General features: G+C 31.0%; 20 protein-coding genes and 1 tRNA gene. 8 read left to right on the top strand and 13 right to left on the bottom strand.

All coding sequences use genetic code 11. The annotated features are described in order from the left end of the window. Positions 1-10: 10 nt before the first annotated feature. From METVU_RS01805 to METVU_RS01775, 7 genes are all read right to left on the bottom strand, one after another. On the bottom strand, positions 11-949 hold the full coding sequence (locus tag METVU_RS01805) for a tetratricopeptide repeat protein (protein ID WP_012819774.1): 939 nt from the start codon (positions 947-949) through the stop codon (positions 11-13). Between the two features lie 45 nt (positions 950-994). Continuing rightward, positions 995-3,682, bottom strand: a complete 2,688-nt coding sequence (alaS, locus tag METVU_RS01800) for an alanine--tRNA ligase (RefSeq protein ID WP_012819773.1) — start codon at positions 3,680-3,682, stop codon at positions 995-997. Between the two features lie 87 nt (positions 3,683-3,769). After that, entirely contained in the window at positions 3,770-4,609 is an 840-nt protein-coding gene (locus METVU_RS01795; RefSeq protein ID WP_012819772.1) for a pantoate kinase, read from the bottom strand. 62 nt (positions 4,610-4,671) lie between these two features. Further along, the gene (locus METVU_RS01790) at positions 4,672-5,106 is read right to left on the bottom strand and encodes a DUF2120 family protein (protein ID WP_012819771.1); all 435 of its coding nucleotides are present in this window, start codon (positions 5,104-5,106) and stop codon (positions 4,672-4,674) included. Between the two features lie 13 nt (positions 5,107-5,119). Beyond that, on the bottom strand, positions 5,120-6,061 hold the full coding sequence (gene mdhB, locus METVU_RS01785; RefSeq protein ID WP_012819770.1) for an L-2-hydroxycarboxylate dehydrogenase: 942 nt from the start codon (positions 6,059-6,061) through the stop codon (positions 5,120-5,122). A 112-nt stretch (positions 6,062-6,173) separates the two neighbouring features. Further along, complete coding sequence (locus tag METVU_RS01780) at positions 6,174-6,965, bottom strand: SAM-dependent methyltransferase HcgC family protein (protein WP_012819769.1); 792 nt, start codon at positions 6,963-6,965, stop codon at positions 6,174-6,176. Positions 6,966-7,137: 172 nt separating this feature from the next. Then, entirely contained in the window at positions 7,138-7,614 is a 477-nt protein-coding gene (locus METVU_RS01775; protein WP_012819768.1) for a DUF3236 domain-containing protein, read from the bottom strand. Positions 7,615-7,764: 150 nt separating this feature from the next. Between METVU_RS01775 and METVU_RS08945 the strand changes: the two genes are divergently transcribed. Further along, positions 7,765-7,938: a hypothetical protein gene (locus METVU_RS08945; RefSeq protein WP_012819767.1), complete on the top strand. Its 174-nt coding sequence runs from the start codon at positions 7,765-7,767 to the stop codon at positions 7,936-7,938. 71 nt (positions 7,939-8,009) lie between these two features. Here METVU_RS08945 and purF read toward each other — a convergent pair whose 3' ends face one another. From purF to METVU_RS01750, 5 genes are all read right to left on the bottom strand, one after another. After that, on the bottom strand, positions 8,010-9,428 hold the full coding sequence (gene purF / locus METVU_RS01770) for an amidophosphoribosyltransferase (RefSeq protein ID WP_012819766.1): 1,419 nt from the start codon (positions 9,426-9,428) through the stop codon (positions 8,010-8,012). Between the two features lie 80 nt (positions 9,429-9,508). Then, on the bottom strand, positions 9,509-10,564 hold the full coding sequence (purM, locus tag METVU_RS01765; RefSeq protein WP_012819765.1) for a phosphoribosylformylglycinamidine cyclo-ligase: 1,056 nt from the start codon (positions 10,562-10,564) through the stop codon (positions 9,509-9,511). A gap of 90 nt (positions 10,565-10,654) precedes the next feature. Then, positions 10,655-12,517, bottom strand: a complete 1,863-nt coding sequence (locus METVU_RS01760; RefSeq protein ID WP_012819764.1) for a hypothetical protein — start codon at positions 12,515-12,517, stop codon at positions 10,655-10,657. Next, positions 12,514-13,803 (bottom strand): hypothetical protein, encoded by a 1,290-nt coding sequence (locus tag METVU_RS01755; RefSeq protein ID WP_012819763.1) that lies wholly within the window; start codon positions 13,801-13,803, stop codon positions 12,514-12,516. The genes METVU_RS01760 and METVU_RS01755 overlap by 4 nt, the downstream gene beginning before the upstream one ends. A 59-nt stretch (positions 13,804-13,862) precedes the next feature. Continuing rightward, positions 13,863-15,125 (bottom strand): hypothetical protein, encoded by a 1,263-nt coding sequence (locus METVU_RS01750; protein WP_012819762.1) that lies wholly within the window; start codon positions 15,123-15,125, stop codon positions 13,863-13,865. Between the two features lie 138 nt (positions 15,126-15,263). Between METVU_RS01750 and METVU_RS01745 the strand changes: the two genes are divergently transcribed. The 6 genes from METVU_RS01745 to METVU_RS01720 all read left to right on the top strand — a co-directional run bounded on the left by METVU_RS01745 (position 15,264) and on the right by METVU_RS01720 (position 17,997). Then, positions 15,264-15,893, top strand: coding sequence for a ThiF family adenylyltransferase (locus METVU_RS01745; protein WP_012819761.1), 630 nt, complete (start codon positions 15,264-15,266; stop codon positions 15,891-15,893). Between the two features lie 120 nt (positions 15,894-16,013). Then, positions 16,014-16,088: transfer RNA gene (locus METVU_RS01740), tRNA-Cys, on the top strand. Between the two features lie 288 nt (positions 16,089-16,376). Next, positions 16,377-16,823, top strand: a complete 447-nt coding sequence (locus tag METVU_RS01735; protein WP_012819760.1) for a 30S ribosomal protein S19e — start codon at positions 16,377-16,379, stop codon at positions 16,821-16,823. A gap of 10 nt (positions 16,824-16,833) precedes the next feature. Then, the gene (locus METVU_RS01730; RefSeq protein WP_048196692.1) at positions 16,834-17,163 is read left to right on the top strand and encodes a DNA-binding protein; all 330 of its coding nucleotides are present in this window, start codon (positions 16,834-16,836) and stop codon (positions 17,161-17,163) included. 5 nt (positions 17,164-17,168) lie between these two features. Continuing rightward, the gene (locus METVU_RS01725) at positions 17,169-17,762 is read left to right on the top strand and encodes a DUF7411 family protein (protein WP_012819758.1); all 594 of its coding nucleotides are present in this window, start codon (positions 17,169-17,171) and stop codon (positions 17,760-17,762) included. 79 nt (positions 17,763-17,841) lie between these two features. Further along, complete coding sequence (locus tag METVU_RS01720) at positions 17,842-17,997, top strand: 50S ribosomal protein L39e (protein WP_012819757.1); 156 nt, start codon at positions 17,842-17,844, stop codon at positions 17,995-17,997. Between the two features lie 55 nt (positions 17,998-18,052). Here METVU_RS01720 and METVU_RS01715 read toward each other — a convergent pair whose 3' ends face one another. Continuing rightward, entirely contained in the window at positions 18,053-18,469 is a 417-nt protein-coding gene (locus METVU_RS01715) for a UPF0146 family protein (protein ID WP_012819756.1), read from the bottom strand. A 107-nt stretch (positions 18,470-18,576) separates the two neighbouring features. Between METVU_RS01715 and METVU_RS01710 the strand changes: the two genes are divergently transcribed. Continuing rightward, a complete protein-coding gene (locus METVU_RS01710; RefSeq protein ID WP_012819755.1) occupies positions 18,577-19,584 on the top strand; it encodes an outer membrane lipoprotein-sorting protein in 1,008 nt (335 codons plus the stop codon). The last annotated feature ends 10 nt before the right edge of the window (positions 19,585-19,594 follow it).

The raw sequence follows: 19,594 nt of genomic DNA, 5'->3' as shown, positions 1-19,594 counted from the left end.
CACGTTTAATTTAATATATCTTCTCAATAAACTCTTTTAGAATACAATAATCCGATATTTCCCATAAATCACTATGATAAGCTTCTTTATATGTCTTTGGTAGTGGCTGGTTTAAAATATCTTTATAGATTTCATTTAACTTATTTAGCCATTCTTCTTTTTTAACGATACCATTTTTTAAATTATCTGCAATTTCAGTTATTAAAATGCCAACATCATTATGATCATTCAACTTTATATAGTAAAAGCATTTTTCGTAATCTCCTTTCAATAGATTAGCAGTAGCTAACTCTTTATTTAAGTATTTTTCAACTTCTTTAATAATTTTATCTTCTTCTGATATTTGATAGTTCTTAATTTTATTTTTAAATTCTTCATAGACCTCTAAAAACCTCTCCCAATTCCCTGCTTCTATAAAAAAGCTCATCATAAAGTTAAAGAAATCTAAATTGAAGTAATATGCTTTATCTTCAAATAACTTTTTTAAATTAGGTTCTTTGTTTAAAATTTCTTTTCTTTCCTCATCACTAAATGCAATGGTCAAGATACTCTTTAAAATATCTTCTGGCTTAGCATTTTTAATATCCTCGTTATAAATCCACTCTGCACTTATATTTAAAAAGTTCTTAGCAATATCCCATCTCCCAATTTTTGCAAATATTGAGGCAATAGTTGATAACTCACTACTTAAATCGTAATAATCCCCATCGGACAAAATCCCTTCAACAAACCAGATAAATTTTTTAATTCCTTCTTCAACGTTATTTTTTAAAATTTCTTTATATGCTTCTTCTCTAAGTTCATAGTAATCATATTTTTGGACATTTTCTTTAAAAACTTTATTTACTAACTTAGAATACTCAATTGCTTTATTGTAGTCCTTTTTATTATAAAACTCACATCCTTTAAGCCAATATTTATATAAAAAGCTCAACCATTCATTGTTCATATTTACGCACACTATTAAAATTTTAAAATGGAAAATAAAAAAATTTTATTTATTTTTAATAAACTCAATAACCTTCTTTTTAATCCCCTCTACCTCTCCTTCATACTTTCCTTGGGCTAAATGCTCTCTTCCTCCTCCTTTGGCAATATATCTTATAAGTTCATTCATCTTTATATCTACATTTTCTCCTCTTTTGCATAAGATATTACCTTTATCATTTAATAATACAACTATGGTATTTTCAGTTGCTAAGTTATCAGCTATATTTAGCATTTCTTTTGGATTTGCCTCAACTTTCTCAACTAAAACTTTGTAATTTCCAACTCTCTCAAATTTATTCATCAACTCAAACTTTTTAAGCTCTCCTATCTTTTTCTCCAACTCCTCGATCTTCTTTCTTTGCTCCTTCCACTCCTCAAAGAATCTCTTTATAACCTTTGGCAGTTCTTCACTTGGACATCTCAATATCTCTGCACTCTCCTCTAATATATCTTCCATCTCTTGCACTGCCTTTAAAGCACTTAAACCACTTGAATAAATCAACCTTTCAACACCATCCTGAACTCTCTCTGTTTTAATTATCTTTATAAATCCTATTTCACCAGTGTTTTGGCAGTGAGTTCCTCCACAGGCCTGAACATCAACGATATTGCCGTTTTCATCCTCAATAATCACTATTCTTAAAACATTTCCTGGAACTACCCCTCCTTGATATATTCTAAATCCAAATTTCTCTTCTGCCTCATTTCTATCCATAAATATACTCTTTACGTTATAATTATTTAAAACAATTTCATTAGCTACTCTCTCAATCTCTTTCAGTTCTTCTCTGCTTATTCTCTTATAGTGAGTTATATCTAATCTCGCTTTATCTACATCAACATCTGAACCTGCCTGCCAAATATGCCTTCCTAAAACCTTCTGAGCTGCTGCGTTTATTACGTGTGTTGCTGTGTGATTTCTCATTAAACTTAACCTTCTATCCCAATCAATGACTCCTTTAACAATGTCTCCTTCTTTTAATTCGTTTATATCATCATTTAAGCCCTCTATTTTATGATAAACTATATTATTTTCTTTCTGCACATCAATAACTCTAAATTTCTTATCTCCTTTTATTATGTAGCCAGTATCTGCCTTCTGCCCTCCTCCTTCTGGATAGAATGCTGTCTTATCTAAGATTACATAATCATCAGCAACTTTTAGAACTTTTGCCTCAAACTCTTTCATTTTTGGATATTCATAGAATAACAGTTCTGTCTTATCAACATCAACTTCTGGAAGTTTAATTTTCTCTTTAACTTCTTTTTTATTTTCGTGTCTCTCTGCAACTATTGTATAGAAGTTGTCTGGAATTTTAACATCTTTCCCTAACGATTTAGCAACATCTTTAACGATCTCTGGAGGTAATCCATGGCTATCATACAACTCAATTAAGTTCTCTAAATCAATGTCTTTTTTATTCTTTAATAATCTCTCAACAATTCCTTTACCTCTTTCAATTGTTTGCCTATATTTATCCTCCTCAAGTTCTAAAATTTCCATAATGTAATCTTCCATATCTAATAACTCTGGATATAAATCCTTCAACTCATTCAACTGCATTGCAACAATCTCAGTTATTGGTGTTGAGAGGTTTAGCCGATCCATATGCCTCAATGTCTTTCTTATCAGCATTCTAACCAAATAACCATCTTTAACGTTTGATGGAACGATCCCATCTCCTAACATAAATGCCAAAGCTCTCGTATGGTCTGCTATTGCATAAATATCCTCATAAGGAGAAATTAACTTATCTAAATCTTCAACTTGGATATTTACTTTTTTAGCTACTTCCTCTCTCAACTTTCTCAAGTCCCCAACATCCTTAACATCCATTAATCCAGCAACTTCTGTAATTTTAGCCAATATCTCCTTATCTATATCTTTAACTCCTGCATCTTCCTTCAACTTATTGACGATATTTTTAAATATGGCATCGTATATCGTTGGCTCTCCAGTTGAAGCCCAGACAAATCTCTCAATCCCATAACCTGTATCAACGATTTTTAATGGAATCTCTTTATAATTATCTCCAACCTTCTCATACTGCATAAAAACAAGGGTTGCTAATTCAACACCATGAGTTATTACCTCATAGCAGGGTCCTGCATTTCCCCCACCTTCCCACCAACTTTCAATAAATGTTATAGATTTCTCATCTATGCCCAATTTTTTAAAGAAGTTGAAGCAGAGTTCAACTGTCTCATCTTGCCAGTATTTGAAATCATCTTCTCTGTTAAAGGCATGATGTCCTCCCATTGTAAAGCAGGTTAAATGTCTTCCAGTTCTTCCAACGTTGTCTATATCGTTCAGTCGAATGCATGGCTGTGCTATAACTAAGGGATTTGCTTTTGGTTTTACTATTCCTTTGGTGATCCATGGTTGAAAGACAGCTATTGAAGCGATTGTTAATAAAATATCATCTCTCCATCTTCTCGCTGTTACGGGAGCTCTTTTTATTGGTTCATGCCCATGCTCTTTAAAGAAGTTTATAAACTCTTTAACCATCTCTTTATAATCATAAGGTTTTTTTGTTATTGGCTTTCCTATAAATGAATAAATATCGCAGGGAGCATCTCCGCAGGTTTCTCTTTCTTCATCCAAAGTCCAAAACCATTGCCCACATTTTTTGCATTTTTTTCTTACAAATCCCAATTCATCAAATAATTTTACTTTGTAGTTATGTTTCATGTCATCACCCTTTAAATCTATTTTAAATTTTTTAAATTTTAATACAATCTTTAATCCAATTATTTTATATTAATTTTTAATTTTAGTTTATGGGTATATTTTACAAACGATGGGGTTGTTTAAAATAGATAGTGCATCATTTAGTGTTTCTTTTTTTGATATGCAGAATAAGGTATTTCCTAACATTGATTGAGAGGCACCAACTGTAAATTTTAAGTCCTCACAGATTGATAATATCCTGTCATTGATCAGTTGAGAATCAATTGCAAATTTTAAAGATAATTTCATGAAATTTTCAAGGGTTGGATTTTTTAATAGAGAGTTAAGGCAGGATTTTCCTATTTCATTAATTCTCTTCATCACTTCTGGGTTTGAGAGGGTTTCTTTTGTTTCTTTTTGTCCAAATATCTCTACTATCACGTAGTATTCATCTCCTATATTCGTGATTTTTTTAACGTTTATTGGAAAACCTGGGGATTTTCTTATCACAAAACCTTTGATGTGTTGAGCAATAACATCTCCAAGTCCTGTCCCACATTCAACTTCACTTATGTGGGCTATTTTTACACAATCTATTGGATTTAGATTTAGATTATTTTGAATTTTATTTTGATTTTTGAATAATTCTTTTGATAATGAGAGGGCACATCCTCCTGACATGCCTAATCCACTTCCAAGTGGAAAATCAGCTGAAAATTTTATATCATGATTTCCAATATATCCTAATTTTTTATATTGCTGAATAACTTTCTCTACGGGACAGATCTTTATCTTTTTTCCGTTGTAAAATATCTTTCCATCTCCTTCTTGTAGTTCTATCTTCACTCCCTTATTTACTGTTATCCCTGCACCGATGGATCCGGTTTTTAGTATATTTTTTGAGCGGTATCCTGCGAAGAATCCAGTTATATGCCCTGGAATGAACATGTTGAGACCTCCAAATGAACAAGATAGATATTCTTCTGTTTTCTTACTTTTTTATTTTTAGTTCAGGCCTTTTTGGGTATTAATACTCCTAAAACCTCTATAAATTTCGGATTTTTTATTTTTTTATCGAAATACATTGATATTCCCACCATTATGTTTCCTTTCTTTGCAATGGCATAATCGCAATTACATCCGATCATCTCAAAACTCTCTTTCATCTTTTCAAATCCGAATGTATCTGGAAATATTGGGTTTTCTTTAAAAATTTCATTTATCCTGCTGACAAATGTGTCTATTTCCTCTACATCTTCAACTATCTCAAACCCCTCTTGTTTTAACTTTTCAATTAAATAGTCCTTTATATTTTTATGCGATTCAACGGTTGTATCTCTACAAACACCTTTTACCATTAAAAGATTATCTGTCTCAAATAGAGGTTTCGATCCTCTAAACGCCTTTAATGAATACATCAACTTTCCAATATCCGCTTTCCACATGTTCATTCACCTATTAAATAAATTTTACCTCTTCACAGTATTTTTTGATAATCTCAGCTGATTTTCTAAACGCTTCTATCTCATCTTTATCAAGATCTATTGAAACCACTTCTTCAATCCCATCTCTTCCTATTTTCACAGGAACTCCTATACATACATCTCTAATTCCGTCAAATTCTCCATTCACATATGCAGATAATGTTAATAATCTTTTTTCATTGTTCACTATGCACCCTACTACATTTAAGATTGCAGCGGCAGGACCAAATTCTGATCCTCCTTTTAATCTTATTATTTGCTCTCCTTTCGTTTTTACGTCTTCAATTATCTCTTTTATTGGAAGATCTTTAAATTTTTCAAATTTTTGGATAGGAATTCCTCCGATCGATGTAGCACTTAGCAGAGGCACCATGCTGTCTCCATGTTCTCCTATTATCCTCGTTCTAACTTCATCTATATGGACTCCAAAAAATTTGGCAATTGCTACTTTAAATCTTAATGAATCAAGATGAGTTCCAAGGCCAAATACATTATTTCTCTCATATTTTGAATCAATGAGTGCTTTGTATGTCATAACATCTACGGGATTTGTTATGATAAATAGTTTAGTATCGCATATTTCGGATATTTTTTTTGCATAATTTCCCACAATTTTTGCGTTTATTTTTGCTAAATCCATTCTGCTCATTCCTTCAGTTCTTGGAACGCCACTTGTTATTATTACTACATCGCTCTCATCAACTATTTTCAAATCATCATCTGTTCCAACGAAGATGTTTGCATCGCTTCTCGATCCTGCTAATGCATCGTATATATCTCTCTTTAATCCTTCTAATTTATTTTTTGATTTTTTCCTCCCTATTAAAACTAAGTCCTTCATAAATGGTTCTTTTGCTAAAAGTAGGGCTGTTGCACTGCCGACTCTACCTGATGCTCCTATTATCGAAACTTTCATAATTTCCCCTCAAAAAAGATTGTAAAATTACATATTCTTATATGCTTATCTGTAATTATTCGTTTTATTTTTTTATTTTTATATTTTGAATTATTTTAAAAATTTGAAAAATTTAAATTTCTTCGATAAAAGAATAAACGAGATCCATATTTTTGGATAAAATCTTTTCTGCCTTATCTAAAACATCATTTAATGTGCTTATTGTAATTGCTGGCTGTGAAATTTCAGATAAAAATTTGTGGGTGTCATTTTCGTGGAATAATATTCCTTCATAATATCTTAAATTAGGAATTGCATATAAAACGCCATCTAACGATGTTATTTCCCTCGAAGCGTCAACTATTGTATCGATCGTTAATGTCATCGTTCCTGAGGTTTTAGACACTCTTGCCTTTCTGTATGTTTTCAAAATACCAATCTTTGCGTTGTTAATGAACGGAGAAATCCTATCATATGTATCATCCACCTCATAAATATCAACATCAAAAACTCCCCTTGGATCTTCTATTATAAAAACCTCTGGCGTGAATTTGGATAAGAAATCCTTATCTAACCCGCCTAATCCTGTTAAATCGATTATTAAGTCGGGATTTACCTCTTTTCTCATACATTTTAATTTAAAGTCATTTAAACTCAAAAATTTAATATTATTGTTATTTGGAACAAATCCTTTCATAAATTCATGAATATCCACTAAGTAAACTTTATCTGCATATTTGGAAATCATCTGAGCAGTGTAGTTTCCCCATAAATATACCCCAAATATAACAACTTCTTTAAACTCCTCTCCTTCTAAAAAATCTCTAATTGCGTGATATTTTTTCTTGGCTATTTCATTTATAACATCTACAACCCTTGTTTTAGTATCAATCGTTTTAACCAGTTCAGTTATTCCATATTTCATAATTTCACACTCCAAATCGTCTCTTGTAAAATATACTAATCATTTATTCCCCTTTTATTTTTTAATTTTTATTTTTCATTATCTTTTAAATTGCCTTTTAGATTTTTAAATATTACTCATTTTTATTTTTCTTCATTTATTCTCTTTATTCTAACTTCATAGTTTTTTGGTTTTAATACTTTTCTAAGTTTATCCCGATCCTACTCAGTGCTTCTATGATTTCTTTTTTTATCCTATCTTCTATATTCTCTCTATGAACTATTGAGGAAGGGGAGAGAGAGGCCGTTAAAATTCTTCCCTTTCCATCTAATATTACAAGCATTGATCCTGAACCAGGAACTCCAAGTCGACCTCTTGCAATCACTAAATCTGCCGTTTCAGTATCTAATGCCATTAATCCTTTATTCAGTGCCGGAACTCTTGTTAAATCAGCAAATCTTGTATCTATATCTATCATTGTTATAGTGGCATTACATATTTTTGAAATAATGTCCTTTATTATGTTAAATTTCTTTTGGTTGTTTGTGGCAACTACAATCTTTTTAGCAGAAAGTATCTTTTCTCTAATCTTCTCTACTTCTTCTTTTTTATCTCCGAATCTTCTCCCATCTAACGATTCTAAATATGCCCTTTTAATGATTTCTTCCATTTTGCAACCACCTCAGTATGGCATTCCATAACTATCTCATAATCATTTTTAAGATTTAAAGGAAGTTTTAAGAAAGGTAAAAACTTATAAATAATAACTATAAATATATAACTAATTAAAATTAGTAATAGATCGGTAATATGGGAAAATATGAAAAATAAAAAGATTGTTGGAGAGGTTTTATGGACAATTACAGTTGTAGTTGCTGTCATAAACGCTTATTTGATATGGAATAATTATATAGACGTTAATATGCTCTTAAATTTGACAATAATAGCTATGGTAGTAATTGTAGGACATTTAATACACCCCAAACATAAATAATTAAAAAATTAAAATAAATAATTAAAAAGAGCCAAAAATAGAAATAAAAATTCATCCGCCTAAATAAAACACTATAATCGTTTTGCTATTTTTTCAAAATTTATATCAGTTGGATATTTTCCAGTGATGCAAGCCAGACATAAATCTTTTCTACCAATTGCTTTTATTAATCCCTCTAATGATAAATAGCCAATTGACTCGACTCCAATCTTTTTTCCAATCTCTTCCTCTGTTTTATTTGAGGCAATTAATTCCTTTTTGGTAGCCATATCTATTCCATAATAGCATGGAGAAATGATCTTTGGACTCCCAATTCTCAAATGCACTTCCTTCGCTCCTGCTTTTCTAACCATATTTACAATCCTTCGAGAAGTTGTTCCTCTAACTACACTATCATCTACCAACACTACCCTCTTCCCTTCCAATACGCTTTTTACTGGGCTTAATTTTAATCTTACTGCTAATTCTCTCTCGTTTTGTGAGGGGAGGATGAATGTTCTTCCAACGTATCTGTTCTTTATTAATCCCTCATAGTAAGGGATTTTTGAACCCTCTGAAAATCCTAAAGCAAATGCAACTCCTGAATCAGGAATTGGAGAAACGACATCTGCTTCTACAGGATGTTCCTTAGCCAATATCTTTCCTATCCTTTTTCTAACCTTGTAAACGCTAATGCCGTCGATAGTTGAATCAGGCCTTGCAAAATATACATACTCAAACATGCATGTTGTAGCTCCCTTGTAAATTGAAGGAACATCAACATCTATCGACATATACTCAGGAACATCAAAATCTAACTTATAGGAAGATATTTCTCCTCCATCCTTTATTTCAATGATTTCTCCTGGTTCAAGATCTTTTACAAACTCTGCATCAAGGGTTGTTAAAGCACAGTCCTCAGAAGAGATGTAGATGTTCTCATCATCTCTCCCAATACATAAAGGTTTAAAACCCCAAGGATCTCTAACCGCAATTAACGAATCGTTAAACATTATTAGGAGAGAATAAGCCCCTATTAATTTTTTTAGAGTGTTTTTTATTGCCTCAATTTTATCAGATGTTTTTAACAGTTCCCTTACTAATAATTGAGCGATCACTTCTGAGTCGGTTGAAGAAGTGAATATATGTCCTTTTTTTTCTAAGTCCATCCTTAGTTCATTGGAGTTAACAAGATCTCCATTATGTGCTATTGCAATATTTCCAAAGGAGCTTTTTACTACAAAGGGTTGACAATTTTCTACCGCTTTTCCTCCGGTTGTTGAGTATCTTACATGCCCTATCCCAATATAACCAAAGAGATTTTGGAGAACATCATCCCTAAAAACATCCGTAACGAGACCAATATTTTTATAATGATGGATGTTTCTCCCATCACTTGTGGCAATCCCTGCTCCTTCCTGTCCTCTGTGTTGTAGTGCGAATAATCCATAGTATATTTTCTTAGCAACATTTATTCTCTCGAAGGAGTAGATTCCAAATATCCCACACATATTGATTCCCTTTTATGATTTTTATTTTCTTTTTTATTTTTTTATTTTTGTTATAAGATTACACTCAATTCTTGAATCCTTTATTTTAGGAGGATATGCTTTCCATTATAATCTACAACCGCTCCACTTTTAATTTTTTTATTATTAATATTTACTTCATCTACAACCTCTCCAACGATCTTCGCAGAGATTCCATACTTATCAGATATTTTTATAACTTTCTCAGCTTCCTCCTCACTACCAACAATAACACAAAATCCAACTCCCATATTAAACGTTCTAAACATCTCTTCATCTGGAACATTACCCAATCTCTGAATTTCCTTAAATATTGGAAGGGGCTCAGGAAGATCGTTTATATAGTATACAACTTTATCATTTAGCCGTTTAAGCTTTCTAAAACTTCCTCCTGTTATATGTGCTAAGCCCTTAACATATATCTCCTCATCCCTAATCATCTCTAAAACTGGCTTTACATATATCCTTGTTGGAGTTAAAAGCTCTTCAGCAACGGTCTTTCCATAGGAAAGTTTATCATTGATGTTTAACTTGGCTATATCAAAAAACACCTTCCTTGCCAATGATAAACCATTACTATGTATTCCAGAGCTTCTCAAACCAACGATCAGATCTCCTGGCTTAACATCCTTCCCAGTTATTATTTCATCCTTTTTAACTATTGCTAAGACAGTTCCAGCCAGATCTATGCCCTTGATCATGTCTGGTAGTGTAGCTGTCTCTCCACCAACAATATTTATATTCGCTTCCTTAGCTCCCTCATTCAGTCCTTTTCCAATCTGCTCCGCTATTTCTTCAGTTATATGCCCAACTGCCAAATAATCAACCAAAGCAACTGGCTCCGCACCGATACAGATTGCATCATTTACATTCATAGCGATCATGTCAATTCCAACAGTATCGAACTTATTTGCCATCTCTGCAACAATCATCTTACTTCCAACACCATCAGTAGATAACACCAGATAATAATCTCCAAACTCAACTGCTCCAGCATAATGTAAGCCAAGATCAGCAGGTTTTATATCACTTCTTTTAAATGTTATCTGTGAAACCAATGCTTTAATCACTCTATCCTCATGGGATATATCCACTCCAGCATCCTTATAGGTAATCATTATTTCACCTTTTTTGTTATATTTTTAGTTTTTTATTGGCAGGAAATAACCAGTATATAAATACAATCCTCTTACACACCGCTTCTTAATCTAATTTTTATTTTTTTTGTAATAATATTTTAGATCAGTTAATTTATTATTTTTTAGGTCAAGAGTGTAAAAGTTGATTTCTAAGTTTTTATATCTTTGTTTCTTTTCAATAAGATTTATTAAATTTAAAAATTCCTTTGCATGTAAAAAGGCAGTTATGTTTTCAATAACAATATTAATTTTCTCATTTGGGTTATATTTTTCCAATGTTTTATGTATTTTTCCAAAACCTTCTTTAAATAATGTTTCAATTTCGTAGTTTTCATTTTTATCATCAAAATAAACGTCAACAATTAGATTATTGTTCTTTCCTTCTTTTGAATGTTCAGTGATTATAATATTTTCTTTAATATAGTCCCAATCTTTTTCCTTATCTTCTTTTGGGATTTTTCCTTCTTTTTCAAGTTTTTTGATTAAATAATGGGCAACAAAGGATTTTAAATTCATGTGTTCTTCACTTTCATTTTCTCCTTCATTTATAATTCCCAAGTTTATATAATATTTATTATTGATTTTTTCGAGTTTTTCTTTGTATTTTTCTTTGGCAAAATTGAGAACAGCGTCCATTGGAGCGATTGGTGGAACATCCTTTTCTATATCTATAAAACCAAAAAGTGCTTTTGCAACATTAATTTTTTCTTTAAATGATAACCTTTTTGGGATTATTTCAATGATTTTTGCTTTTAAATTTAATTTAGTCCAATTTATTTCGTTTAGAATTGTTTTGTATTTTTCAAAGATATTTTCAGATTTTGTGTAAAAGATGACGATTCCTCTTTCTTTTGAAAATATTGCCCATAATCGATCTGAGAGGTTGTCTTTATTTATTTCCTCTTTAGAGTCCAACTCTACAATAAAAATGTTTCCTTCATCGAGGTATCTTTCAATCTCATATTTATTCCAATCTTCCTTTAAACTTAGTTTTTTAACTTTTGGAATTCCTCCATATTTCTCTCTACAAATCCTTAATAATAATGTTTCAAATGTTTGAATGTAGCTGTCGTCTTTATAATCTTTAAATAAAACAATTAACGGTCCTCCCCTTTTCATCCCTTCAATATTGCTACCAAATAAAAATTCCATAGGATCTTTGGACATTTCAATTTCTGTTTCATTGGTTTCATTTTCATTTGGAATAGATGTATTTGCTATTTTAATTTCTTCTGTTATTGCATATTCCTTGTCTTCTTCTTTAATCTTAGCAATTCCTTTAATTTCTAAGTTTTTAGACATCTCAATCCCCTTAAAATTAGATATAGTTATTGGACTCGTTGGAATGGAAATTTTAGGAATCTCAAACATTTTTATATCTTTATTCAGTTTTAGAAGTTGATATTCCCTATTTAATTTATTTTGAGGATATTTAATTTCTGACTCTAAAATCTCGATATTTGGAATGAATAAGCAGTTTTTATCTTTTGCACTATAAAAATCTTTATCAATTTCAGTTTTTAGAAATCTATAATTTAAAGGAATTATGCCAAATTTTGGGATTAAAAAAGAATTTTCAGCTTTTGCAATGTTAAAGTTTTTATCTACACAGCTATTTAAAAATTTACAAGATGGTTTAGTTAGTTCGATGTGTGGTAGTTTTAGATTAAGTTTTTCTCTTTGTATAAGTAGATTTTTTTCTAAACCAACATGTTTAAAGTTTATTTTTATATCATCAAAAACAATTTTTGGAATTTCAGAAAATTTTATTTCCTTGATTATAATTTTTTCTTTAAGTTCTTCCTGTTTTGAAAATTTAATTTGAGAACTTTTATTTTCTTTTTCTTTTTGTTTTTTATTAGTTATTTTTCTTCTTTCTCTTTCTTTACGTTCATCTTCATACTTTAATTCCAATAAAGTTTTTTCATTCATTCTAATCTCCCTAATTTCAAACTTGGATAATCTTCTAAAAAATTGCCATAGTAAATTAGATTTGGTACGTCGTTAATTATATCTTTTAAATGTGTTAAATAATAATTATCAAATTTTCCTACTTTACTGGGTAAGATCGTTGCAAGTTTTAAAAATAGAACAGGAGCAATTTTATCTAAAAAGTCAAAAAGGTAAATTTTTATTTGCAATGAACGTTTAATAGGTCTTTTATAAAACTCTAATTCACTCCAATGAATCATCCCATTCATCCAGTTTTCACGGGCTTGACAATATTCGTCATAACTAGACCTTGATATTGAATTAACATATACCCCATTAACTATTAAAAAATAATCTTCATATAAATGTATGCATTCATCACCAATATTTATCTCTTTAAACTCTTCCCCAATAGATTTTTTAGCAAGTTCTTTGTATTTCTCTTTCAAGTTTTCTGGTTTTTCAACAATATATTTAAAAACCTCATGAATTTCAGATTTTTCAAAGGAATTCCACAAGTGTAGTTGCATCTTAAATAAATTATCTCCAATACTATCTTTTTCATAACGTAATATGGTGTAGTATTTCTTAATTGTGCTATTATCAACATCTGGAACAAACATTGGACAAAATCCTAAAAACTCTTTTATCTCCTCAAAATGCTCATTTAATTTTGGATATGCTGAAATCAAATATCTAAAATGTATTCCATATGAACTCAAAATAAAAAATGTATAGTAATTATAACTTGCATTAAAAGAAACACATGCTTTATAAAGCTCTTTTAGAACATCTAAAATCTTATCTGGATTTTTTAATATATCCTCAACTTTAATAGAAGGTTGAACATCAATATTTAACTTTTTAATAATCTCTAAACTATGCTTATTTATCTTCTCCAAGAACTTAATAAATGGCCAGTTGTCCATATCCTTAGATTCTACCTTAATGTCCTTTAATCCTTCCTCTCCAGTTAATTCCATGGTATTAACAAATTCCTTAGCATCAACATATATTCCAAACATTAAATAAATTAATTTTGCAAGAGCATTTTCTTTGTAATTTCCTTCTTCATCAATTCCCCCAATGAAAAAAGGCATGAGATAATTATTGCTTTGATTTACGTTTTCTAATGACATACCTACATAAAAAGAAAGTTCATTCTTAAAATCTAATAGGCATTTTGTAGTTTCATACATTGGGACGATATACTCTTGAACATATTTTCTCCATGCATTTACATCCCAATATCTAAAATTTGGAATTGTATCATAATATGACTCCATAATTTCCCCCTTTTTTCAAAAATTACAAAAATATCACAAAAAATAAAATTAATCATTAATTATTTTCTACTCTTTGTCTTTCCAATAACTTTCCTCTCTTTTTTTGATTTTTCTTTCTTTTTTTCTTTATTTTTCTTAGATTTTTTGGATTTAGGTTTTGATTTATCTTTTTTAGTTTTTGGTTTTTTATCAAATTTTTTAGATTTTTTCTGTTTCTTTTTCTTTGGAGGGTTTGGATATTTTCTCTTAATTTCCTCAACCCTCTTATTAAGTTTTTCTAAGAGTTCATCTGCAATATAATCCCCAGCATAATCAGCTCTCGAAGCAATTGCCAACTTACAAGCTAATGCTCTTGCAATCTTTCCCCTCTGCCAGTAAGGAGAACCCTGAATTAACGGATGATTAAATATAATCCCATGTTTTGGTGGTTCAACTCCCATCTTCAAATGAGCAAATAACGCCTTCTCAGCCCCTAAAACTTGTATTGTAGAAGCAGGCATTTTTGATAACCTCTCCAGGCCTCCTGCCAATCCGATAAGCTTTGCTCCCAAAGAAACACCAGCAATTTTCGTAATATTTGGCACTTCCTCATTCATTAACTTTTCCAAATAATTATATAACTCCTTCCTCTTTTCATAAAGATGATTTATCTCCTCAGCAAATTTAACTATCGCATTTAAATCATAATCCTCCAAGTCCCCTCCCATTGAATTTTTTGCTGCATCAGCAACTTTTCCTGCCAATTTTGATGGAAGTATTTTTTTCAGCTGACTTTTCGTAAAATTTTCTCGAGTTTTTAATTTTGTTATTAGATCAGCATATACTTCGTGTTTACTTATTAAATGATCAAGTTCTGGGAAGTATAAAGAATACCACTCCCTTAATCTTTCAGATAGTAAATTTAAAGTTTTATCCAGATCAGAAATTGCCTCAGCCACTTGAATTATAATCTTATCTTTTTGCTGAGCATAACTTTTTATGACTTTTTTTGTTAGTTCAGTACTCCAAAAATGCATTTTTTCTCTAAAATCTTCATAATCCTCAAAGTATCCAAAGTGTTTCCCAATTTCAAACATATTTTCTCTTAAAAAGTCCCCTATCTTAAACGGTTCAACGCTAACAACTTCTAACCTAACCTCATCATTCCACTCTTTTTTAAGCTCATCTGCCACACTATTCGGATGCATCTTCACTTTAAACATCATATTGGGAATATCTTCATCACTAAAAAGTTTTTTATAAGATATATCTTCTAATTTTTTGACCTCTGTATTTTCTTTTACTCCAAATGCCCCAAATGGTGTAAACGCGACATAAATCAAAATGATCCCTCCATAAGCTTTTATATAATCAACATTAAATTTTCCTAAATAAATACTTTAACATGGCAGGAATTGTTATATTTAATTATGGTTTGATTATGGGCTTTTATTTTTTAATACGTCTCTTTGGTGGTTTAAATGAATATAGAAGAAATCGAAAATAAATTAAAGCCAAAAGGAGAAGTTTCCATAATTGGGTGTGGAAGATTGGGGATTAGAGTTGCTTTTGACTTATTAGAAGTGCATAGAGGAGGAGTTAAAAGAATCCATGTATTCGACAATGCAAAAATAGAGGAGAATGATATAATTCACAGAAAACTCGGTGGAAAAATTGGGGACTATAAGGTAGACCTCGTAAAAAGATTTTTTAAGGATAGGGTTGAAGCAGTTAGGGAAAATATAACAAAAGAAAATTTGGACTTAATTAAAGGAGATGTGGCAATTATATGCATTGCTGGAGGAGATACAATCCCAACAACAAGATCGATAATTGAACACTGCAAAAATCGAGGAATTAAAACAATAGGAACTAATGGAGTATTTGGAATAGACGAAAAAGTAAAGGTGTGTGATGCAAAATATGCGAAAGGACCTGCCAAGTTTTTGAACTTAGAAGAGGAGGGACATATAGTTGTTGGAACTGAAAAGTTTATAAGGGACTTTGAACCAATAACCCCATACTCTTTAAACGAGATATCCAAACTTATGGTTTTAGAGTGTTTAAGGATCTTATGGAAGAAATATTACTCAAACAAAACCTTTATTTAATTTTGATTTAATAGAAAATCGTCCAATAAGCATTTATAAATATTTTTATATTGACCATTAAACCCACATTACTAACCATAAACTATATATACTACTTCCTATTAGTTAATCTATGCAAGAGCCGGGGTAGTCTAGAGGCTAGGCAGCGGACTGCAGATCCGCTTTACGTGGGTTCAAATCCCACCCCCGGCTCCATTTGAATTCAGGAAATTTTACTTTTTAATAATTCACGCCAACATTGGTAAAAATTTCTCTTTTTTATCTTAACTCATCACACAATAATAAGATATAAATATAACCTAATCAAATTAATACTAAGCTTGTTTTATTGGTTTAAACTATAAACCCCAATTAAAGAGGATATGATACCAACAATTAGTAAAAAGCATTTAATTGATGTATGAAAAAACAGATAAAAATAAAAAATAAAAACTAAAAATATCAAAAAGAAATATCAAAAAGATAATTAAAAGAGGTGCAAAAATGGTAACTGTTTACGATGTTCCAGCTGAGAAGTTAATCCAAAAAACAGCTGAGAAGTTAAAAGAATTAGATATTAATGTTCCTGAATGGGTAAATTTCGTTAAAACCGGAGTTAGTAGAGAGAGAAGACCAGAACAGGACGACTGGTGGTATGTAAGGTGTGCATCAATTTTAAGAAAGATCTACATCTACGGACCTGTAGGAATATCAAGATTAAGAACTGCTTATGGAGGACGAAAAAACAGAGGACACGAGCCAGAACACTTCTATAAGGGTAGTGGAAACATCATCAGAAAAGCCCTACAAGAATTAGAAAGATTAGGTTTTGTTGAAAAAACACCAGAAGGGAGAGTTATCACACCAAAAGGAAGAAGTTTCTTAGACAACATAGCAAAAGAAGTTAGGGACGAGGTCGTCGATGAAATCCCAGCTCTTGCTAAATATTAAGGGGATACCAATGGATCCTGAAGAAATAAAGAGAAGAAAACTTCTCGAACTTCAAAAAAAGCTTGCAGAACAGCAGGAACAGGAAGAAGCCCTAATCGAAGCAGAATTACAGAAAAGATCACTACTTAGAAAAATCTTAACTCCTGAAGCAAGAGAACGTCTGGAGAGAATAAGATTAGCAAGACCAGAATTTGCTGAAGCAGTGGAAATACAGCTAATACAGTTAGCACAACTTGGTAGATTACCAATCCCTTTAAAAGATAGCGAGTTCAAAGCAATACTTGAAAGATTGAGTGCTATGAGTAAGAAGAAGAGAGATATTAAAATCATTAGAAAGTGAAATATATGGATGCCTATGTTCTCTTTAGCGGAGGGAAAGACAGCTCCCTCTCAGCGATCATATTAAAAAAACTTGGCTATACTCCAAAATTAATAACAATAAACTTTGATATTATCCCATCCTATAAATTAGCTGAAGAGACAGCTAAAATTTTAGGATTCGACCATAAAGTAATTAAATTAGATGATAAAATAATTAAAAAAGCTGTTGATATGATAATTGAAAAAAAATATCCATCCCCAGCCATACAATACGTTCATAAAACCGTCTTAGAAATATTGGCTGATGAATTTGAGATCTTAGCAGATGGGACGAGAAGGGACGATAAAGTTCCAAAGTTAAGTTATTCAGAAGTTCAGAGTTTGGAAATGCGAAAAAATATCCAGTATCTAACCCCACTGATGGGATTCGGTTATAAAACACTAAGGCAGTTAACTGCTGAGTTCTTTGAATTAGAAGAGATAAAAAGTGGAACTAAATTAAGTTCTGATTATGAAGCAGAGATTAGGCATCTATTAAAGGAGAGAGGAGAAGATCCTTCAAAATACTTCCCAGAACATAAGCAGACAAGGGTATTGGGACTAAAAAAGAATATATAAAAAACATAATAACCTAAATAAAAAACAAAAAACAAAATACGTAAAATCTCAATATATTTAATGCAAAAGGTGAGAAGGCATGGGAAGCAACAAACCATTAGGTAAAAAGTTGAGATTGGCAAAGGCATTAAAACAGAACAGAAGAGTTCCTCTATTTGTTATTGTTAAAACAAGAGGAGAAGTTAGATTCCATCCAAAGATGAGATACTGGAGGAGAAAAAAATTAAAAGCATAATTTTTCTTATTTAGTTTTTTAATTTTTATGTTATTTATTACTTTTTTTAATATTTTCAAATTTTTTCGTTCGATTTGATATAGAATACTTCTCCCTTGTAATTTTTTAATTGTAAACCATCTACGGGAGATTCATTTAAGAGAGGCCTTATTATAACATCCGCTCCTATTTTTTCAGCTAAATTCAAAATTGGATGTTGAAGATCTCTCGGAGGACGTATAGCATATATTAACCCTACGTTTTTATATATCTCTATATTTGGGTTAAATATATCATCTTTTCTACCATCCAACCCCAACGATCTTGCTTTATCAACCGCATTATCATTAACATCCACAACCGTGACATTAAAATATCTCATTAATCTTTTCGCAATTTCAAAGCTAAAACCAATTCCAACCTCCACAATCCTTCTACATTCTTTTTTTTCTGCATTAATTTTTATAAATTCAACAATCGCATCAATATCCATCTTTTCACATCTTTAAAATTTTAGAAACATTTAAATAACCTTAAAGTTATAAGTATTTTTTATCAACTTCATTAAAAACTTAAATAATAAATAATGAGAGGGACATGATGAAATACAAATACATAATGCTTTGCTTATTTTTAATAGTTGGGATTTTCTTTGCAGGATGCACACAACAGATGAACGCAGATGAAATCGCAAAGAAAATGCAAGAGAAGTACGATGCAATGAAGTCAATGGAAGCAGATGTTGTAATCACAACAAACATGATGGGGCAGACAGAGACAATGCAATACGAATATGCGTTTGAAAAACCAAATAAATTTTACATGGAAAACAATAAAATGTTAATGGTCTTTAATGGAAAAACCTACTACATGTATGATAAAATAAAGAATCAATACACAAAAATGGATGTAAATGGAGATACAAGCAATATATTTAACCCTGATTATGGAAAGTTCATAAAATCAATGCTTGACAAATTTAATGTTTCATATGTCGGAGAAAAAACTTATGATGGAAGAAAATGTTATGTTTTGGAGTTAATCTCTAAAGAAAACCCCGAAGAAAAGATGACAATGTATGTTGATGAAGAATACTGGCAACCCTTAAAGATAGAGATGAATGGCCTAACAATTGAATATAAGAACGTTAAATTCAATGTAGATATACCAAATGATAAATTCAACTTTGTCCCTCCTAAGGGAGCAAAGCTCGTGGGTTCAGGATCCATGACAACATCAAAAAATATAGATGAAGTTCAAAAAGACGTTAGCTTTAAAATCTTAGTTCCAAAATACACTGCTGGGCTTGAATTGCAGAATGCCATGGCTACAAAACAAAATACCGATAATAAAACAGAAGAGACCGTTGTGCTAACCTATGGAAAGAAAGGAGAAGTAAATATCTACGAAGTTAAGAGTAAAACTCCACTGATCATTCCAGAAAATTACAATAACACAATAACTCTAAAAAACGGAGTTAAGGCAATTCTAACGAGCAGAAATACAGTAAATATGATGATGTTTGAATACAGTGGTGTTAAGGTTGTAATAACCGGAACGCTAAATAAAGATGAGTTAATAAAAATGGCAAATTCAATGATCGTATAAAACTATTTAT

Source organism: Methanocaldococcus vulcanius M7 (assembly GCF_000024625.1).
GTDB lineage: Archaea > AGJL01 > Methanococci > Methanococcales > Methanocaldococcaceae > Methanocaldococcus > Methanocaldococcus vulcanius.
Note: the sequence above shows the minus strand (reverse complement) of the source record. Positions and strands in the feature narration are given on the sequence as shown.

Bases quoted from the DNA above. Each gene is read 5' to 3' on its own strand.
- METVU_RS01805 (WP_012819774.1), bottom strand. From the start codon at position 949: ATGAACAATGAATGGTTGAGCTTTTTATATAAATATTGGCTTAAAGGA.
- alaS (WP_012819773.1), bottom strand. From the start codon at position 3,682: ATGAAACATAACTACAAAGTAAAATTATTTGATGAATTGGGATTTGTA.
- METVU_RS01795 (WP_012819772.1), bottom strand. From the start codon at position 4,609: ATGTTCATTCCAGGGCATATAACTGGATTCTTCGCAGGATACCGCTCA.
- METVU_RS01790 (WP_012819771.1), bottom strand. From the start codon at position 5,106: ATGTGGAAAGCGGATATTGGAAAGTTGATGTATTCATTAAAGGCGTTT.
- mdhB (WP_012819770.1), bottom strand. From the start codon at position 6,061: ATGAAAGTTTCGATAATAGGAGCATCAGGTAGAGTCGGCAGTGCAACA.
- METVU_RS01780 (WP_012819769.1), bottom strand. From the start codon at position 6,965: ATGAAATATGGAATAACTGAACTGGTTAAAACGATTGATACTAAAACA.
- METVU_RS01775 (WP_012819768.1), bottom strand. From the start codon at position 7,614: ATGGAAGAAATCATTAAAAGGGCATATTTAGAATCGTTAGATGGGAGA.
- METVU_RS08945 (WP_012819767.1), top strand. From the start codon at position 7,765: ATGAAAAATAAAAAGATTGTTGGAGAGGTTTTATGGACAATTACAGTT.
- purF (WP_012819766.1), bottom strand. From the start codon at position 9,428: ATGTGTGGGATATTTGGAATCTACTCCTTCGAGAGAATAAATGTTGCT.
- purM (WP_012819765.1), bottom strand. From the start codon at position 10,564: ATGATTACCTATAAGGATGCTGGAGTGGATATATCCCATGAGGATAGA.
- METVU_RS01760 (WP_012819764.1), bottom strand. From the start codon at position 12,517: ATGAATGAAAAAACTTTATTGGAATTAAAGTATGAAGATGAACGTAAA.
- METVU_RS01755 (WP_012819763.1), bottom strand. From the start codon at position 13,803: ATGGAGTCATATTATGATACAATTCCAAATTTTAGATATTGGGATGTA.
- METVU_RS01745 (WP_012819761.1), top strand. From the start codon at position 15,264: ATGAATATAGAAGAAATCGAAAATAAATTAAAGCCAAAAGGAGAAGTT.
- METVU_RS01735 (WP_012819760.1), top strand. From the start codon at position 16,377: ATGGTAACTGTTTACGATGTTCCAGCTGAGAAGTTAATCCAAAAAACA.
- METVU_RS01730 (WP_048196692.1), top strand. From the start codon at position 16,834: ATGGATCCTGAAGAAATAAAGAGAAGAAAACTTCTCGAACTTCAAAAA.
- METVU_RS01725 (WP_012819758.1), top strand. From the start codon at position 17,169: ATGGATGCCTATGTTCTCTTTAGCGGAGGGAAAGACAGCTCCCTCTCA.
- METVU_RS01720 (WP_012819757.1), top strand. From the start codon at position 17,842: ATGGGAAGCAACAAACCATTAGGTAAAAAGTTGAGATTGGCAAAGGCA.
- METVU_RS01715 (WP_012819756.1), bottom strand. From the start codon at position 18,469: ATGGATATTGATGCGATTGTTGAATTTATAAAAATTAATGCAGAAAAA.
- METVU_RS01710 (WP_012819755.1), top strand. From the start codon at position 18,577: ATGAAATACAAATACATAATGCTTTGCTTATTTTTAATAGTTGGGATT.